We start from the raw sequence: 17,687 nt of genomic DNA, 5'->3' as shown, positions 1-17,687 counted from the left end.
CCTTACGCGACGATGATGTCGGAGTCGGACTCGGCCTCGCTTTCCTCTCGGTTGTGTTCGTCCTTACCGTCCGCTTGCTTAGTACTGTCGGCTACGGTCGTCTCACTCGTCGCTTCGGTGTCAGGTTCCGGCGCGGCGTCGTCTGGCTGCTCGTCGGCGTCGGTCGCCTTCGGCGCGAGGCCGATGTCCTCGTCGACCGCGCTCTCCAGTTCCCGCAGTCGGACCTTGCACTCGACGAGCTCGTCGGTGAGTCCTTCGACGGAGGCTTCCAGTTCTTTGACGCGCGCTTCGAGTTCCTCGACACGGTTGCCGCACATACCCAGGACCTGCCGGTCTGTCCACTTATACCTACGTCAGACAATGACACTATTCGTGACAGGTGGGGCGATCGATCGGGCCGCCGGGGTGACACGGCGTTTGGGGCCGTCGAGCGACGACACCGCCACGGAGGTCGTTAGCCTTTAGCCGCCCGCCACCGAACCGCGAGTAATGACTGCGCAAGCTGCCGAGTCGCGCGAGCTCGCGACCGTCATCGGGCTCGAGGTGCACGTCCAACTCGAGACCGAGACGAAGATCTTCTGTGGCTGTTCGACCGACGGCGGCGAGGAGCCAAACACCAACACCTGCCCCGTCTGTCTCGGGCTCCCCGGCGCGCTCCCGGTGCTCAACGAGGCGGCCGTCGAATCTGCCGTCAAGATCGGCAAGGCCATCGACGCTTCGATCCCCGAGGAGACCACCTTCCACCGGAAGAACTACTACTACCCCGACCTGCCGAAGAACTTCCAGATCACCCAGTACGACTCGCCGATCTGTCAGGACGGCGAGCTGGAGTTCTCTCACGAGGGGGACAGCCGCACCGTCGGCATCCGGCGTGCCCACCTCGAAGAGGACCCCGGCTCGATCAAGCACGCCCGCGAGGGCACCGGTCCGCTCGACTCGCGGACGACCGGGATCGACCGCGCGGACTACACGCTCGTCGACTACAACCGCGCTGGGACGCCGCTCATGGAGATCGTCACCCGGCCGGACTTCCGGGACCCCGGCGAGGTGCGGGCCTTCCTCGAAAAGCTGGAGGAGGTCCTCGAATACCTGGGCGTGTTCGACGCCACCCGCGACGGCAGCCTCCGCATCGACGCGAACCTCTCACTGATCGACGCCGAGGACGTGCACGACGACGGGAGCATCGACGAGGCCGTGCTCGAAGCGGCGAACCGCACCGAGGTCAAGAACATCTCCAGTCACAAGGGCGCGGAGACGGCCCTGGCCTTCGAGGCCTCCCGCCAGAAGAAGCTCGTCCAGTCGGGCCGCGAGGTCGCCCAGGAGACCCGACACTTCAACGAGACCCACGGCAACACCGTCGGGATGCGCTCGAAAGAGGAAGAGAAAGACTACCGCTACTTCCGCGAGGCCGATCTCCCGGCGCTCCGGGTCAGCCACTGGAAAGAAGATATCGACATTCCGGAGCTGCCCGACGCCCGCCGGGACCGCTTCGTCTCGGAGTACGACCTCAGCGAAGAGGCCGCCTCGAAGCTCACCTCGACGAAACAGGTCGCCGACTTCTTCGAGGCCGTCGCCGAGCGCTTCGACGCCGATCTGGCGGCGACGTGGGTCGCTGACGAGCTGCTGGGCGAACTGAACTACCGCGACATGCTGATCACGGACGTCGAGGACCGCTTCGACGAGATCGAGCGCCTCGTCGAACTCGTCGCCGACGACGAGATCACCGCCAAGAACGCAAAGGAGACGGTCCTCCGAGAGATGCTCGACGAGGGCGACGATCCCGACGCGATCGTCGACCGCGAGGGGCTGGGCAAGACCAGCGGCGACGCGGTCCAGCAGGCCGTCGCGGCCGCCATCGAGGAGAACCCCGACGCCGTCGCCGACTACGAGGACGGCGACGACGGCGCGATCAACTTCCTCGTCGGCCAGGTCATGGGCAAGACCGGCGGCAGCGCCGACCCGGGCGAGGTGAACCAGCTGTTGCGGGCGGAGTTAGACGGCTAGGCGGCTTCGGAAGCCGTGTCCTCGGTCCGACACCGATGACAGCCGAACGACTGTGTCGCCAGAGTAACTAAGCGCCAGCCCCACGGGAACACAACAACCACTATGCAACAGTATCTCGATCTCGTCGATTCGACGCTTCGCGGTGGGACCTACAAGCCCAATCGAACGGGCGTCGACACGGTCGCGTCGTTCAGCCAGCACTACGAAGTCGATCTCGCCGAGGGGTTCCCCCTCCTGACGACCAAGGACCTCTCTGGCTTTCGGTGGAACTCGCTGATCCACGAGCTGCTGTGGTACCTCTCGGGCGAGGAGCACATCCGAGAGCTACGAGAGGAGACCGGGATCTGGGACGCCTGGGCCGACGAAGAGGGCCACCTCGACACCGCCTACGGTCGGTTCTGGCGGCGCTACCCGATCCCGGACGACGACGCCCGACTCCCCGGCGAGAGCTGGCCCGACGACGCCCACCGCTGGGTCAACGACGACGGGACGTTCGACCAGCTCGCCTACGTGATAGACCAGCTCGAAGAGAACCCCCGCTCTCGCCGGCTCGTCGTCAACGCCTGGCACCCGGCGAACGCGACGGTCTCGACGCTGCCGCCCTGTCACTACACGTTCGTGTTCAACGTCCAGGGCGGTCGCCTGAACGTCCACCTGACCCAGCGCTCGGGCGACATCGCGCTGGGAGTCCCCTTCAACGTCGCCGCGTACTCGTTGCTGGCCCAGGCCGTCGCTCAGCGCACCGACTTCGAACTGGGCTCCTTCGCCCACACTATCGTCGACGCCCACGTCTACTGCGGGACGGGCGCTCGGGGCGAGTGGTACGCCGACAACCTCGACGGGCTACAGGAACGACTCCAGCACGTCGACGCGAAGGCGGACTACCGCGCGGTCCGCGAGTGGCTCGAATCGACCGCACCGGCCGAGGACGACGGACAGGAGGGGTACGACCACGTGCCCGGCCTGCTCGAACAGTGCGCTCGCGAGCCCCGTGAACGCCCGACCATGGAGATCGCCGACACGCCCCTCGACGAGCTGACCTTCGACGACTTCGAACTGCACGGCTACGATCCCGCGCCGGGGATCTCCTTCTCGGTGGCCGAGTGATGACGGGCGAGGGAACCGACGCCGGGGCCGAGACCGACATCGAGATCGCGCTCGTGGCCGCCGTCGCCGAGAACGGCGTCATCGGAACGGACGGCGAGCTGCCCTGGCACTACTCGGAGGACCTCGCACACTTCAAGGAGACGACGATGGGCCACCCGGTCGTGATGGGGCGACGGACCTTCGATGGGATCGTCGCTGACCTCGGCGAGCCGCTGCCCGGCCGGACGAACGTCGTCCTGACGAGCCAGCGGCGTGACTTTCCGGCGGGTGCCGTCGCCGCGGGGTCGATCACGGACGCCATCGACGCGGCCCGCGAGACCGGCAGCGAGACCGCCTACGTCGTCGGCGGCGCGACCGTCTACGAGCAGTTCCTGCCCGACGCCGACCGCCTCGTCCTGACGGAGGTCCACGACCAGTACGAGGGCGACACGTACTTCCCCGAAGTGGCGTGGGACGACTGGCGAGAGGCGTCTCGGGACGACCGCGGGGAACTCTCCTTCGTCGAGTACGTTCGCCGGGAGTAGCGGGCGCTCATACGGATTATCGTGGTTGCGTACCGGTGACCGTCGCCACGGGGGAGACGATCACCGGTCTATCGCGACAATAATCCGTATCACTCGCGAGTCGCGCGGTCGCCGCCGACCGGCGCTTCGCCGTCGTCGGTCGACGCGCTCGCTGCGGGATCGCGCCGGAGGAGCCAGGCGAACAGGCCGGCAGCGAGCAGTTCGACGCTCTTGATGACGCCCTCGATCGGCGTCGTGACGTAGTGATCGTAGATCGTGTAGAGGACGCCGCCGTGGGTGTGGCCGCCGGTCTCGGGTGCCGGCAACCCGGTGAGGAAGGCACCGTGGCCGGTCTGGTGCCAGGCGACCCAGGCGAGGAAGGAAAGCACCATCAGTCCGGCTCCGGCGAGATAGCCCCGGCGGACGGTGAGGTAGTCCCGCGTCACGAGGTAGGGGCCGGCCAGCAACACGAGCGCGAAGGCGACGAAGAGAAACGGGCGCGGATCGGGGATCAGGCCGCGGCTGGCGAGCGAGCCGAGTCCCTGGAGGTAGACGAGCATGCGCGGGAACCCCCACCAGAGGTGGTAGGCGGCAGTGACGAACACGAGCCCGGCCGCGACGGCGCGGGCGATCCTGACCGAGCGGTCCATGGTCGACGTTGCCACTCGTCCGAAATGAGTCCGTCGAAGCGGACCCCGGGCGAGACCGAAGCCTACACCACCCCCGCCGCTAAATCGGAGACCAATGAGTGAGATGACAGTCTACGAGGATCGGCTCGCCCGCCAGATGGACCGCGGGGAGTTCGTCCTCGCGGTCGTCACGGCGACGAAGCCAGACTTCTACAAGCAGGCACCGGTCGTCGACGCCGCCCGCGAGCGGGGCCTGCCCTGTTTCGTCCTCCACACCGGCCAGCACTACGACGACGTGCTCGGCCACGGGCTGGCGGAGTACGACCTCGAAGACCGGATCGCGGTCGACCTGGGCATCCGCGGCGGGCTCTCGGAGAAGACCGCGCAGGTCCACGAGCGCATCAGCGAGCTGGCCGACCGACTCGAACGGTGGGAGGACACGACCGTGTTGCCGCTGGTCCACGGCGACACCCACGCCGCCGGCATCGTCCCTCAGGCCTGGCAGTTCGCCACCAACCAGGCGGTCGCCCACAACGAGGCCGGACTGCGCGGCATGTCGCCGGACTTCGACTTCGACGCCGACCCCGCTGCGGCCGTCGAGGCCCAGTGGGAGGGCGAGTGGTCGCTCAACCGCGCCGAACCCTTCCCCGAGCAGTACGACACCTTCGTCGGTTCGGCGGCCTCACACTATCACTTCGCACCGGTCGATCTGAACCGCGAGCACCTCGAAAGCGAGGGGTACCCCGCCGCGGTCGACGGCCGCGAGCGGATCCCCGTCGTCGGCAACTCCGTCGTCGACGCCATCGCCCAGAAGACCGACGCCGACCTCGAAGAGAGCATCTTCGACATCTACCCGGTCCTGGCGGAACGCGACGACTGGATTCGGGTGGACATCCACCGCCGGGCGAACCTCCTGCCCGAGCGGTTCAGCGCCATCGTCGAGGCCGTGATCGGCCTCGTCGAAGCCGGCTACAACGTCAACTTCCTCGAACTCACCGCGACCAGGAAGGCCCTCGAAGAGTACGGCTACCGCGACCGCCTGCTCGCGCTGGAAGCCGAGCGCGAGAACTTCCTCTTTACCGGGCTCTGGAAGAAGCACGCCCACGTCTACGAGTTCCTCCAGTCCGGTCAGTGCCTCGCGGAACTGACCGACTCCGGGAGCATGCAAGAAGAGCTCAACGTCATCGACGAGACGATCTGTCTCACCGCGCGCTTCAACACGGACCGGCCCGAGACGGTCTTCGACGCGGAGACGAACCTCCTCGTGCCGCCGGTCTCGGGCGAGTACATGACCGAGATGGTCGAGTACGTCGTCGAGACCGACGACGTGCGCGAACGGCTCCAGTCCGGCGAGACCATCTACGGCGAGAACCCCGCCGAGCAGATCGTCGCGTTCCTCGACGACCGCCGCGACGACGTGCCCTTCGACTGGGCTCACGATCGCGTGGGATTCGAGACCGGGGACGCCGACTTCGAGTATCTGTAGCACCGGCCTGCGAGCGGCGAGGGCGTTCGTCGGATCGGCTTCGTTCGAGGGCAGACTCGCGTCCGGGCGCGCGCTCGACGCACGGGGCCGCCCACGCGTCCGCAACCGCACTCACACACGCGCTATCGTCCGATTCTGGCGAAAGCCTTTAGAACACAGTCGGCCGTACCCGGAGATATGATCGAACGGTCTGGTGATGGCGCGTGGAACTGATCATCACCGAAAAGGAGAACGCCGCCCGCCGCATCGCGGAGATTCTCAGCGACGGCGCTGCGACCGCCGAGCGCGAGAACGGCGTCAACGTCTATCGCTGGGGGACCAAACGCTGCATGGGGCTGTCGGGACACGTCGTCGGCGTGGACTTCCCGCCGGAGTACTCCGACTGGCGCGATGTCGAGCCGGCGGAGCTGGTCGCGGCAGACGTGGTCAAGTCCGCGACCCAGGAGAACATCGTCGCGACCCTGCGCAAGCTGGCCCGCAGGGCCGACGAGGCGACGATCGCGACGGACTACGACCGCGAGGGGGAGCTGATCGGCAAGGAGGCGTACGAACTGATCCGCGAGGAGACCGACGTGCCCGTCGATCGCGTGCGGTTCTCCTCGATCACCGACCGCGAGGTCCGGGAGGCCTTCGCCAACCCCGACGAGATCGACTTCGACCTCGCCGCCGCCGGTGAGGCCCGACAGGTGATCGACCTCGTGTGGGGCGCGGCGCTGACCCGCTTCCTCTCTCTGTCGGCCCGACAGCTCGGCGACGACTTCATCTCGGTCGGCCGCGTCCAGTCCCCGACGCTGAAGCTGATCGTCGACCGCGAGCGCGAGATCCAGGCGTTCGATCCCGAGGACTACTGGGAGATATTCGGCGACCTCCAGGGCGACGACGCAGCCTTCGAGGCCCAGTACTTCTACGACGACGACGGCAGCGAGGCCGAGCGCGTCTGGGACGAGGCGACCGCCGAATCCGTCTACGAGGACCTGGCCGCGCTCGACGCCGCGACGGTCACGTCCGTCCGCGAGCGGACCCGCACCGACGCGCCACCGGAGCCGTTCAACACCACCGCCTTCATCTCCGCCGCGGGCTCGCTGGGCTACTCGGCCCAGCGGGCGATGAGCCTCGCGGAGGAGCTGTACACCGCCGGCTACGTGACCTACCCCCGGACGGACAACACGGTCTATCCCGAGGACCTGGAGCCCGACGAACTGCTGGACGAGTTCGTCGGCAGCTCGGCCTTCGGCGAGGACGCCGAGTCGCTGCTCGAACGGGACGAGATCGTCCCCACCGAGGGCGACGAGGAGACGACCGACCACCCGCCGATCCACCCGACCGGGGAACTCCCCCCGCGGGGCGAGCTGGACGACGACGAGTGGGAGATCTACGAGCTCGTCGTCCGGCGCTTCTTCGCGACGGTCGCCGAGCCCGCGAAGTGGGCCCACCTCCGGGTGGTCGCCGAGGCTGCTGGCCACTCGCTGAAGGCCAACGGCAAGCGCCTGCTCGAACCGGGCTACCACGCCGTCTACCCCTACTCCTCGGCCAGCGAGAACGTCGTCCCGGCCGTCTCCGAGGGCGACGCGCTGACGATGAGCGACGTGAGCCTCGACGCCAAACAGACCCAGCCACCGCGTCGCTACGGGCAGTCCCGCCTCATCAAGAAGATGGAGGAGTTCGGGCTGGGGACGAAGAGCACGCGACACAACACCATCGAAAAGTTATACGACCGCGGGTACATCGAGGGCGACCCGCCGCGGCCGACGACCCTGGCCGAGGCCGTCGTCGAGGCCGCAGAGGAGTTCGCCGACCGGATCGTCAGCGAGGAGATGACCGCCCAGATGGAGGCCGACATGTCCGCGATCGCGAGCGGCGAGGCCACGCTGGACGAGGTCACCGCGGAGTCCCGCGAGATGCTCGATCGGGTGTTCGAGGAGCTGGCCGACTCCCGCGAGGCGGTCGGCGACTACCTCCAGGAGTCGCTGAAAGCCGACAAGACGCTCGGACCCTGCCCGGAGTGTGGCGAGGACCTGCTCGTGCGTCGCTCGCGACAGGGGTCGTACTTCGTCGGCTGTGACGGCTTCCCCGAGTGTCGCTTCACCCTCCCGCTGCCGTCGACCGGCGAGCCGCAGGTCCTCGACGACAGCTGCGAGGACCACGGCCTCAACCACGTGAAGATGCTTGCGGGTCGCGACACCTTCGTCCACGGCTGTCCCCGCTGCGAGGCCGAGAAGGCCGACGAGACCGACGACGAGGTGATCGGAGCCTGTCCCGAGTGTGGGGAGGGCGCTGCTCCGGAGGAGCAACGAGGCGAAGGCGGTGATAGCGAGGCGCAAAGCGCCTCGGACCATTCGAGCGGGCAAAGCCCGCGAGAAGAAACCGCCGAAGCGCAGGGCGGGAAGCTGGCGATCAAGCGCCTGCGCTCCGGCTCGCGACTCGTGGGCTGTACCCGCTACCCCGACTGCGAGTACTCGCTCCCGCTGCCCCGCAACGGCGACGTCGTGGTCGGCGAGGAGCGCTGTGCGGAACACGACCTGCCCGAGATCTCGATCGTCGACGACGAGGACGACGACGATCCCTGGGAGCTTGGCTGTCCGATCTGCAACTACGCCGAGTACCGGGCCCGCAACGCGATCGACGACCTCGAAGATCTGAACGGCATCGGCGGCGCGACCGCCGAGAAGCTCGAAGCGGTCGGCGTCGACGAGCCCGCCGACCTCCGGGAGGTGGAACCGGACGAGATCGCCGCCGAGGTCCAGGGCGTCTCCGCGAGCCAGATCGAGGACTGGCAGGCCGAGCTGGCGGAGTGAATGGACGAGGGCCGTCGAGGACGTAGTCGTCTCTCGAACGCCTGCGGTAAGCAGTCTGTGTCGTCCATCAAAAGCCGATGTGTGAGGTCGAACTCGGGCCGTCGTCGCCGTCGTCGTCGTCGATCGTCCCGTCGTGGACGAAGGTGTAGTCGTCGTCGCGCAGGAAGACCGTCCCCTCTTCGACGGCCAGATCGACCGCCGGCAAGGTGGTGCCCGCGGCCTCGCCGTTGTCACACTCGCCCGAACAGGCGTCGAACAGCGAGCCGTGCTTGGGACAGATCACCTGCCCGTCGCGCATCGGAGCGCCCCGGCCCGTGTCGAAGCGCTGGGCCTCGTGCGTACAGCGGTTGATCCACGCCCGGACGCCGGGATCGTCCTCGCAGGGGACGACGATCACCTCGTCGCGCTCGCCGTAGCTGTCGCGGACGGTGCAGGTGTAGGACCCGTCGTCGTGGACTGTCTCGACCGTGGTGAGTTCGCTCGCTCCGAGCATCTACGAGTCGTGTTTGTCGGCGGACGTGAAATGTCTGCGGGACGTGTCCGGCGACGGTGACGGGTCGTACGGAACGTTGTCGTTGCGTACCGGCGAGCGTCGCCACGGGGGAGACACACCGGAACATTCCGACAACCGTCCGTATCACTCTCCGACGGGGGCGTCAGCCTCCCCGGTCGCCTCCTCGTCCGGCGGATCCCCGTCGGGCTGTGGCATCGAGCCGAGTCCGTGCGCGGTCGTCACCATTGCGGTGACGCGGTCGCCGTGGGCGAGCTCCGAGAGGCCCACGCGGACGAGATGGATGGCCGCGATCAGCAACAGCGGACCGAAGAAGACGCCGTACCAGCTGAACAGCAGCCCGCCGAAGATGTAGGAAAACATCATCGCCCCCCTGTGGGTGCTCTGCCCGGCGAAGACCGGCCGAACGATCATGATGGGGAACAGATCGAGGACGAGCAGCGCCACGACGGCCACGGCGACGGGGAACCAGATCGTCGCCGGGTCCGACTCGATCGCGGCCAGCCCGAGGTACACCGTCACCGGGACGTACACGATCTTCCCCACGACGATGGGGACGAGCGTCGCCGCGCCCGTCAGGAGCGCGAGGACGTTGGGGATGGGGATCTTCAGCCCCGGCGGGGCGATCACGTTGAGCCCGTTGTAGACGCCCAGGGCGAGCAGCGCGACGACGACCACGGTGCGGACGTTCCCGAAGTACACCACCTGGAAGTCGCGATCGACCAGCGTCGCGTAGAGCCACAGGGCCGACTCCTCGCCGACCTCCTCGCGGAGCCACGTCGCAATGTGCTCCCCGTCCCGGAGCAGATAGAACGCGATGGCGATCCCCAGCGCGAGATGCAGGAAGAACGTCGACACCGGCCCAAGAACGTCCCCGCCGGTACTGACGATCTCGTTGATCGACGCCGCGTCGAACGACGACACGTACGTCGCGGGATCGGCGACCGCCCGCTCCAGTTCCGCGGCGGGGATCGGCAGGAACCAGGCGACGACCTCCGCACCCGCTCCGGCGGACCGCTCAAGTTCCTTGATGCCGAGAAACAGGAGGTAGCCGGTCACCGCGAGAAACGGGATCTCGAACGCGAACAGCGCGCCCGCCGCAGCGAATCCGGGACGGTCGACGACGCGTCGCAGTCGACGATAGACGGGCCGGGCCGCGTAGTAGATGAATATCCCGAAGACGAACGTCCCGATATACGAGTACACCACCAGCCCGAGCGTGCCGACGAGAGCGGCAGTGAGGGTCCACCAGAGCACCCGCGATCGGTCGAACTCCGTCTTCTCGATCATCCCGACGGACACCCGGCGTGCCGGGTGGCCCTCGTCGGCGCTCGACCCGCGTCTCCTCTCAGTCCGCTTCCCTCGCCAGCCGACCGGGGGCGGACGAACCGACGGCCCTCGGCGTCCCGGTCCCAGCGCGGACGGGCCACCGTGGCGCTACTCATTCGTCCCCCCGGAGCGATCGATGCGTGATTCTCCCACGGCAGACCGTGTGGTACGCACCCAGATAAGAGATGGGGCCGATTTCTCGGCGGTGTTCAGAGAAGCGACTGCGCTGGCTGAGTGGCAGACACCGAACGCCCTCGCGTCGCTCGGCTGCGGTGAACCGCTCGCTTCGCTCGCGGGCTACTCGCCGACCGCTTCCTCGACGATCTCGATTTCCTCGTCGGTGAGCCCGTACAGTTCGTAGACGATCTCGTCGATCAGCTCGTCCGTCTTCTCGATCTTCGCCTCCAGTTCTGCGGCGCGCTCGACGGTCTCGGTGTAGCTTTCGAGCCCGTCGCGCACGTCGTCGACGGCCGGCAGCGTCAGCTTCCGCAGGCGATCCACGAGCGAATTTGTCTTGGTCGCCGTCTCGCGGAAGCCGGCGAAGCCGCCGGCCTCGTCGACGGCGACGGGGACGAACGCCTCGATCAGGTCCGCCTCCGTCGCGGTGAGGTCGGTGATCCGCAGCGCCGCCAGCGGGTCGGTCTCGGTGTAGCCCCACTGGTCCGTTTCGTAGGCGGCTTCGCGGGCTTCGCCCGCTCCACCAGTCCGAGACCCTCCCTTCGGTCGCGTCTCGCTGTCTTCCTCGTCGGGTTTGTACCGCGCCGTGAGTCGGATCTCGACGGTGGTGTCGGATTCGCGGGAAACGGTGGCCTCGCCGACGCGGAGGTTCGGCTTCTGCTCTGTGGTCTCCTGGAGGATGGAGTCGGCGGAGCCTTCCGGCGGCTGAGTGAGGCCGATGTCGGCGAGGGTCTGGCCGTCGGAGTAGTTGCCGAGGTGGTCTCTGAGGTCCTTGTTCAAATTCACGTGTTTCTGGTTGTAGCTGATCATTCGGTCTACCAATGTAGAAAGAGCAGCCATCGGATTTAAATCAGAGAGATCATTACCAATCCCTGACAGTTTCATCTCTGATAGTATCTCAAAATCCAACTCATAGACGGGTAGTTTTCGGATGTCTTCCGGGTACATGCTGCTGTAAGACCCCTGCAATGTTCCGGTTGCGAGGAACCGTTTGAAATAGTAATTGAGCAGCTTTGAGTTTACCAGCGAAGAGATATACTTCAGATTATATTTGTGGGCATTATCATCAATTTCATAATCCTGTCCAGAATGATGATCCAAGATATCGCCTGTCAACAACGCTGCGTGGAGTACATTATGATTTGTATAATATTTTTCACTATCGTATGTGCTCCGGATCAGGGAACTTTCCCCGCTAATTCCACTAAACATAATCTTGGGAGATTCGAATAAAGTTGGAGATTTTGGGCGGTGGAAATGATCTTGTTTTGAATTATAGTCCATATATTCACCATTCCATTCCTTCCGGTATCTATGTATATCACCACCAGAGATGTATTTCTTCCACCCCCCATGGTGCTCTTCAGCAATCACATCATCTTTTTTGAAGTCAAGGGAGCTATCTGAGGCACTATGTGCTACCACTCCGGGGTTAACGACACACAGATGGCCCAGCTGTACTGACTCGTCTTCAACCTTTGATTTGATTCTACGATCCTCATCAAGTATGTCTAATCGCAACGTAGAGTTGGAATATTCTAGAAATATTTTCGGATCAATGCTACTCTTTGAGCGGAAACTGTGTTCATCATACTCAATGATATCACACTGTTCGGTGTTCGGCTGGGAGCGCTGAACTACCGTGATCAGATATTGCCGGTCCACGTCATTGAACACAGAGTGGTCATGAAACTGAACCAGCTTCCGCATGTGACAATTAGAGATCAGGTGTTCTCTGATCTTTTTTCCGTATTTTTCTGTTCCGAGCGAATTGGGAGTGATAAAAGCTTGTTGACCATTATCTGACCCAAGCTCCGTGATTTTATAGACGAATGGTACAAACAGGTCCCAGTGCCCGTATGTTACTTTTGGGTACAGTCTTTCCAGACGGCTTGGGAGTTTCTCGTCTGTATCTGTCAGTTCCCAGTTGGAGACATAGGGAGGATTTGCAATGACCGCATCAAACCCAGCCTCGTCTAGCTTCGCCCCATCTGCCCCGAAAAACACCTCGGGAAACTCCAGTTCCCAGTGGAAGAAGGCCTGTTCGTCGGCCATCGCCTGCGCCGACGTGAACCAGTCGCGCTCCCGAATCTCGGCCCACTCGTCGCCGTCCTCGATCGCGCCGGCCATCTGTTCGTAGACGCCGTCGGGCACGTCCAGGCCGAACTCCTCGGCGGTGTGGACGTTGGCGACCTCGAAGAGGCGTCGATACAGGGGATCGTCGCGGATGTCCCGGTAGATCTCCTCCATCGATTTGATGTCTTCGAGCGTCTCGTTGTCGATCGCCAGGAGGTCCTCCATCAGGTCCATGACGTGCTCCAGCGTCTGCTGGCGGGCGCGAGCGAAGGCCTGTCCGAGGGTCAACTGGCCGCCGTTTTCGTCGGTGTCGTCCGACAGCACTTCGGTGATGTCCGAGCCGACGAGGGAGTTCCCGGCCTTGAGGTGGTGATCGAGGAAGGCGAGTGGCTGGTCCGCCGCCAGCGTCTCCAGCCACATCGAGAGCTTGCCGAGCTCGACGGCCATCCCGTTGATGTCGACGCCGTAGATACACTCCTTGGCGATCTCCCGGCGGAGGTGTTGCTCGTCGTAGCTCTGGATCTCCTGCTCGCGGACGACCTCCATCACCTGCTCGGTCAGGTAGCCCGTCGCGCTCGTGAGGAAGTGGGCGCTCCCCATCGCCGGATCGAGCACCTTCAGGTCGAGCACCTGCTGCCAGAACCGACGGAAGTACTCGGTGTCGCTGGGCTCCAGTCCGTCGGCCGCCAACGCCTCTTTGATGTCGGCAAGCAGCGGATCGATCGTCTCCTCGACGATGTAGCTCACCACGTAGTCGGGCGTGTAGTACGCGCCCGTCGCCTTGCGCTCGCCGTCGTCGTTGACGACGTACAGTTCGCCCTCGTCGACCGTCTCGACGGCGTCGGCGACGCTCACTTCACTGCCGGGCTTCCAGACCTGGCCGCCGTCCGCCGAGACCGCGGCGTAGGTCTCCGACGCGATACGGAACTCGTGTTCCAGCAGCCCCTCGTAGATGCTCCCGAGGTGGCGCGTGTCGAGGTCGGCGTAGTCCGCCAGCACGAACTCGTCGTCCTCGCCTTCGGTCGTCCCCAGCCGATAGATCACCTCGGCGATGTAGCGGTCCGCGACCTCGTTCTCCGCGAGGAAGTCGTGCTGATCGTCGTCGAACAGACCGCCGTTGTACGCCGGAATGCCGAGCGACTCTTCGCCCTCGTCGACGAGGCGAAAGAGGTCTTCGAGGCGGCTCCACATCTGGGTCGCGTGGCCGCTGTAGTCTTCGAACGTGTCGCCGGACTGGATGTCCTCGTGGATCTCCAACCGTTGCTGGTCGAGGCTGAAGTGTTCCTCGTACTCGTCGACGGCGTCGGGGTCGTCCGGGTGAATCAGGTCCCGCGACTCGGCGTAGAGGACGAACATCAATCGGTAGAGCAGGACGAGCGACTGTTCTTTCAGTTCCGCACGCGCCGCCTCGTCGTCGGGATCGATGTCGAGGCCGTTGGTGTGGATAAAGCCTTCACCCAGCACGCGAAGCGCCGTGAAGACGTTGTCTTGCAGATCTTCGCCAAGTTCCTGGGCAGCGGTCTCGCTCTCGGACCACACCGTTTCGAGGAACGACGTTCCGGCGGTCTTCCGGAACGCTGCCGGCCGGAAGAAGGCGTAGAAGTACTTGAATTGCTCCAGATTGCCCGAGTCGAGCAGTTCCGGCAGATCGACCTCGTAGAAGATCTCGGTCGCGTAGTCTTTGGTGCCGTAGAGCCGCCACTTCCGACCGTCCGTTAGAACTCCCCACTGGAGATCTTCCGGAGTCCGTTCCAGGTAGTACTTGATCTGGTGGGAGGCGTCGCGGTACGACCGCTGTTCGTTGAACCGCTTGTTGAAGTCGGCGTTCCACTGCTTGGCTTCCAGCACGGCCGACCCGAGACTGTACATCGCCTCTGTCTCTCCCTCCTTGTTCCGGAGCGCGCCGTCGCGCCGCGTCTCGTCGGACTCGAACAGCAACCGGTCGTTGTAGCCGCCCCCGTCCGGCAGCGTCGTCTCCGAGAGCGTCCCGAACCCGAGCACGTCGAGCACTTCGTCGATCCACGAGTCGAGGAGTTCGTCTTCTTTGTACGAGCCGACGAGGTCGCGTTCGAGGTCCCAGAGGCGTTGTAGCTCCTCGAAGGCCGCTGTGGCGTCGTCATCACAGTCCCACGCGTCGAGGTCACGCACTCGCTCGTCGAGGTAATAGCCGGAGAAAAGCGCCGAGTTGGTGTACGGTTCGGAAGAGAGCGTCGCCTGACTCATTGAATACAGCAGACTCCCGGCGCGATCAGCAAGAAACTACTGGACGGCGCACGACCAGCAGCCAGCAGATCCGACCCCCGCTCGAAGCGTCTGAGAGCCGTTCTCCGACAGACAATTGGCGGCTTTGGCTGTCGGTCGCGGTGTGTGGTCGTTCTGGTTGGTTGCGCTACGGGACGGTCGCCTGCGTGGAAGGCCCACTTCCGAAGCGGTTATACGCCCGCGGTTGACTCTGTGCACGTATGAGCACGTGGGCGGACTGGGACCACATCGTCAAGATCGACCCAGACAAGAGCCTGGTCGCGGGCGAGACCTTCGAGGACGTGGCCGCGACCGGAACGGACGCGATCGAGATCGGCGGCACGACCGGCATGACCGAAGAGAAGATGGCCCGCGTCGTCGAGGCGTGTGGCGCACACGACATCCCCGTCTACATCGAGCCGTCGAACCCCGCGTCGGTCGTCCACAGCAACCGTCACGACGGCTACCTCATCCCGGTCGTGATGAACGCCGGTGACGTGACCTGGATCACCGGCGCGCACAAGGAGTGGATCCGCATCGACGACGACATCGACTGGTCGCGCACGTTCACCGAGGCCTACATCGTGATGAACCCCGAGGCCGCCGTCGCCAGCTACACGCAGGCCAACTGCGATCTCGACGCCGACGAGGTCGCGGCCTACGCGGAGGCCGCGGAGCACCTCCTGGGACAGGAGATCGTCTACGTCGAGTACTCGGGGATGCTGGGCGATCCCGAGAAGGTGGCCGCGGCGGACGAGATCCTCGACGACGCGACGCTGTTCTACGGCGGCGGCATCCACGACTACGATTCGGCCCGGCAGATGGCGACCCACGCCGACACGATCGTCGTCGGCGACCTGGTCCACGACGAGGGCGTCGACGCAGTCAGAGAGACCGTCGAGGGCGCGCGCGACGCGACGGCGGCCACGCCGCCGGGCGAGTAGGAACCGCCGACAGACGGCGTGGTCGCCGGGGACCTCCCACGTGGCGACACTCGGCGACACGTCGCGACGACCGTCGGTAGGGCTGTGGTTCTGTGGCGATTCGACGCGTACCGTGCGAGCTACGGTGCCACGGGACACTGTCGACACCCCAGCGACGAGCGTGACGCCACGGCCACGTGCGCTTTTGTTCGTCCGGCGCTAACGGCGTGTCATGACGACGCCGGCGGCCGTCGTGTTCGATCTCGACGGGACGCTCTGCGAGGGGACACAGGCAGAGGCGTCCCTCTACGAGGCGGCGTTCGCGGCGACCGACGTGGAACCGTTCGGCTCGCCCGGCGAGCTGTGGGCCGCCCTCGACGGCCCGCCGGATCCGGACCCCGAGGACGAGCGGTCGTCGCTGGCGGCGGGGTTTCGCCGCGTCGGGGCACAACACGGCCGTCGGCGGGTGCCGGCCGACGCGCTCGCGGCGGGCCTGATCGACGCCATCGACTACAGCGCCGTCGCCTACCGGGCGGGAGCCGAGAGGGCGCTGGCGGCGGCACGCGACCACGGTCCGGTCGCAGTGATGACCAACGGCCCCGCACGGCGACAGCGGCCCAAGGTCCGGACGCTCGGACTCGACGAGGGCGTCGACGCCGTCGTCTACGCGGGCGACATGGAGCGACGGAAGCCCCACCCCGAGCCGTTCGCGAGGGTCTGTCGAGCGATCGAGACGCCGCCGGAGACGACGCTGTACGTGGGTGACTCACTGGAAAACGACGTGGCTGGCGCACACGGTGCGGGGCTCCGGGCGGCCTGGTGTCCCCAGCACGAGCGCGATCCCGGCCAGTACCGTCCCGAGCACGTCTTCGACGGACCGGCCGATCTGGACGGGGTCGTATGACCCGGATCGCGCCCGACGTGACCGTCCAGCGGATCCTCGACCGCGTCCTCCAGACGCGAGCGCCGTCGGGAGCCGAGACACCGCCCCAGGGGAACCACAAGGACACCACGATCGTCAGGTACCCCGACCGGCCAGACGTGGTCGTCCAGCTGACCGCAACGCCCAGCGGCGCGCACACGGAGGCGACGCTGCTGGCCGCGGTCTACAACCAGACGACGGTCCCGGTGGTGCGACTCCTCGGCCGGGGACGCATCGGCGACCGAGGGTATCTCGTCACGGAGCACGTCTCCGGCCGGGGTCTCCACGAGTCGTTCGTGACCTGCTCGCGTGCGACCCGCGAGCACCTCGTCCGTCGGTTCGGCCGCTGTCTCGGCGAACTTCACGACGCGTTCGCGTTCGACGCCGCCGGCCCCGTCGAGGTCGGGGCATCGGGGACGCTCGCGGCCACGGGTCCGGACGGCGCGACCTTCTTCGAGGAGTACGCGAGCGACGCCGTCGAGGCGCTCCCGTCGGCGTTCGACGACCGCCGGCCCGCGATCGAGGCCGCCGTCGCGAGTCGCCCGGAGCGCGCCGTACAGCCGCGTCTCTTCCCCTGGGACCTCAGGCCGGGCAACGCGATCCTCGCGGACGGCGACCTCGCTGCGGTGCTCGACTGGGCCGACCCGCTGGCCGCCGATCCGGCTCTCGCGGTCGCGAAGGTCGAACACCTCGTGGCGGCGTGGTACGTCGACGACTCGACCCCGCTCAGGAGCGCGTTCCGCGAGGGGTACGCCGCCGTGCGGCCGCTGCCCGACGTGTCGGTGGCCGATCGAGTCGCCGCGATCGCCGCTTCGGCCGTCGACTCGAACGGAACCGTCACGCGACCCCGATACCCCGAGTTGACGGGAACGGCAGCCGTCGGCGTTCACCGCGAGTGGTTCGACGAGTGGCTCGACGAGTAGCGCCGCCGCGGCGCGATCGTCGCCGTTCCCGGTCGCGACCGCCGGACGGGTGGCAGTCGGG

Annotated in this window: 13 protein-coding genes; 8 read left to right on the top strand and 5 right to left on the bottom strand. The window is 65.9% G+C overall.

The annotated features are described in order from the left end of the window. Positions 1–2 precede the first annotated feature (2 nt). Complete coding sequence (locus HALKA_RS0110615; RefSeq protein ID WP_015763950.1) at positions 3–317, bottom strand: DUF7518 family protein; 315 nt, start codon at positions 315–317, stop codon at positions 3–5. A gap of 172 nt (positions 318–489) precedes the next feature. Between HALKA_RS0110615 and gatB the strand changes: the two genes are divergently transcribed. The 3 genes from gatB (at position 490) to HALKA_RS0110600 (ending at position 3,635) form a co-directional block, all read left to right on the top strand. Continuing rightward, positions 490–2,004 (top strand): Asp-tRNA(Asn)/Glu-tRNA(Gln) amidotransferase subunit GatB, encoded by a 1,515-nt coding sequence (gene gatB, locus HALKA_RS0110610; RefSeq protein ID WP_018257969.1) that lies wholly within the window; start codon positions 490–492, stop codon positions 2,002–2,004. 102 nt (positions 2,005–2,106) lie between these two features. Further along, positions 2,107–3,111, top strand: a complete 1,005-nt coding sequence (gene thyA / locus HALKA_RS0110605) for a thymidylate synthase (RefSeq protein ID WP_018257968.1) — start codon at positions 2,107–2,109, stop codon at positions 3,109–3,111. Beyond that, positions 3,111–3,635, top strand: coding sequence for a dihydrofolate reductase (locus tag HALKA_RS0110600; protein ID WP_018257967.1), 525 nt, complete (start codon positions 3,111–3,113; stop codon positions 3,633–3,635). The genes thyA and HALKA_RS0110600 overlap by 1 nt, the downstream gene beginning before the upstream one ends. Before the next feature lie 89 nt (positions 3,636–3,724). Here HALKA_RS0110600 and HALKA_RS0110595 read toward each other — a convergent pair whose 3' ends face one another. Continuing rightward, positions 3,725–4,279, bottom strand: a complete 555-nt coding sequence (locus HALKA_RS0110595) for a hypothetical protein (protein ID WP_245545388.1) — start codon at positions 4,277–4,279, stop codon at positions 3,725–3,727. 79 nt (positions 4,280–4,358) lie between these two features. Here HALKA_RS0110595 and HALKA_RS0110590 point away from each other — a divergent pair, with 79 nt between their 5' ends. Together HALKA_RS0110590 and HALKA_RS0110585 are read left to right on the top strand one after the other, a co-directional pair. Next, positions 4,359–5,729 carry a UDP-N-acetyl glucosamine 2-epimerase gene (locus HALKA_RS0110590; RefSeq protein ID WP_018257965.1) on the top strand — a complete coding sequence of 457 codons (1,371 nt, stop codon included), beginning with the start codon at positions 4,359–4,361 and terminating at the stop codon, positions 5,727–5,729. A 203-nt stretch (positions 5,730–5,932) separates the two neighbouring features. After that, a complete protein-coding gene (locus tag HALKA_RS0110585; protein ID WP_018257964.1) occupies positions 5,933–8,524 on the top strand; it encodes a DNA topoisomerase I in 2,592 nt (863 codons plus the stop codon). 67 nt (positions 8,525–8,591) lie between these two features. Here the strand turns inward: HALKA_RS0110585 and HALKA_RS0110580 are convergent, their stop codons facing one another. From HALKA_RS0110580 to HALKA_RS0110570, 3 genes are all read right to left on the bottom strand, one after another. Then, a complete protein-coding gene (locus HALKA_RS0110580) occupies positions 8,592–9,017 on the bottom strand; it encodes a Rieske (2Fe-2S) protein (protein WP_018257963.1) in 426 nt (141 codons plus the stop codon). A 144-nt stretch (positions 9,018–9,161) separates the two neighbouring features. After that, on the bottom strand, positions 9,162–10,325 hold the full coding sequence (locus HALKA_RS0110575; protein ID WP_018257962.1) for an AI-2E family transporter: 1,164 nt from the start codon (positions 10,323–10,325) through the stop codon (positions 9,162–9,164). A 336-nt stretch (positions 10,326–10,661) separates the two neighbouring features. Further along, on the bottom strand, positions 10,662–14,840 hold the full coding sequence (locus HALKA_RS0110570; protein WP_018257961.1) for an Eco57I restriction-modification methylase domain-containing protein: 4,179 nt from the start codon (positions 14,838–14,840) through the stop codon (positions 10,662–10,664). 239 nt (positions 14,841–15,079) lie between these two features. Here HALKA_RS0110570 and HALKA_RS0110565 point away from each other — a divergent pair, with 239 nt between their 5' ends. From HALKA_RS0110565 to HALKA_RS19485, 3 genes are all read left to right on the top strand, one after another. Further along, on the top strand, positions 15,080–15,802 hold the full coding sequence (locus HALKA_RS0110565) for a phosphoglycerol geranylgeranyltransferase (protein WP_018257960.1): 723 nt from the start codon (positions 15,080–15,082) through the stop codon (positions 15,800–15,802). A gap of 211 nt (positions 15,803–16,013) precedes the next feature. Further along, positions 16,014–16,685, top strand: coding sequence for an HAD family hydrolase (locus HALKA_RS0110560; RefSeq protein ID WP_018257959.1), 672 nt, complete (start codon positions 16,014–16,016; stop codon positions 16,683–16,685). Then, positions 16,682–17,626 (top strand): phosphotransferase family protein, encoded by a 945-nt coding sequence (locus HALKA_RS19485; protein WP_018257958.1) that lies wholly within the window; start codon positions 16,682–16,684, stop codon positions 17,624–17,626. The genes HALKA_RS0110560 and HALKA_RS19485 overlap by 4 nt, the downstream gene beginning before the upstream one ends. Positions 17,627–17,687: the final 61 nt, after the last annotated feature.

The sequence above is a fragment of the Halomicrobium katesii DSM 19301 genome (genome assembly GCF_000379085.1).
GTDB classification, from domain to species: Archaea; Halobacteriota; Halobacteria; order Halobacteriales; family Haloarculaceae; genus Halomicrobium; species Halomicrobium katesii.
Note: the sequence above shows the minus strand (reverse complement) of the source record. Positions and strands in the feature narration are given on the sequence as shown.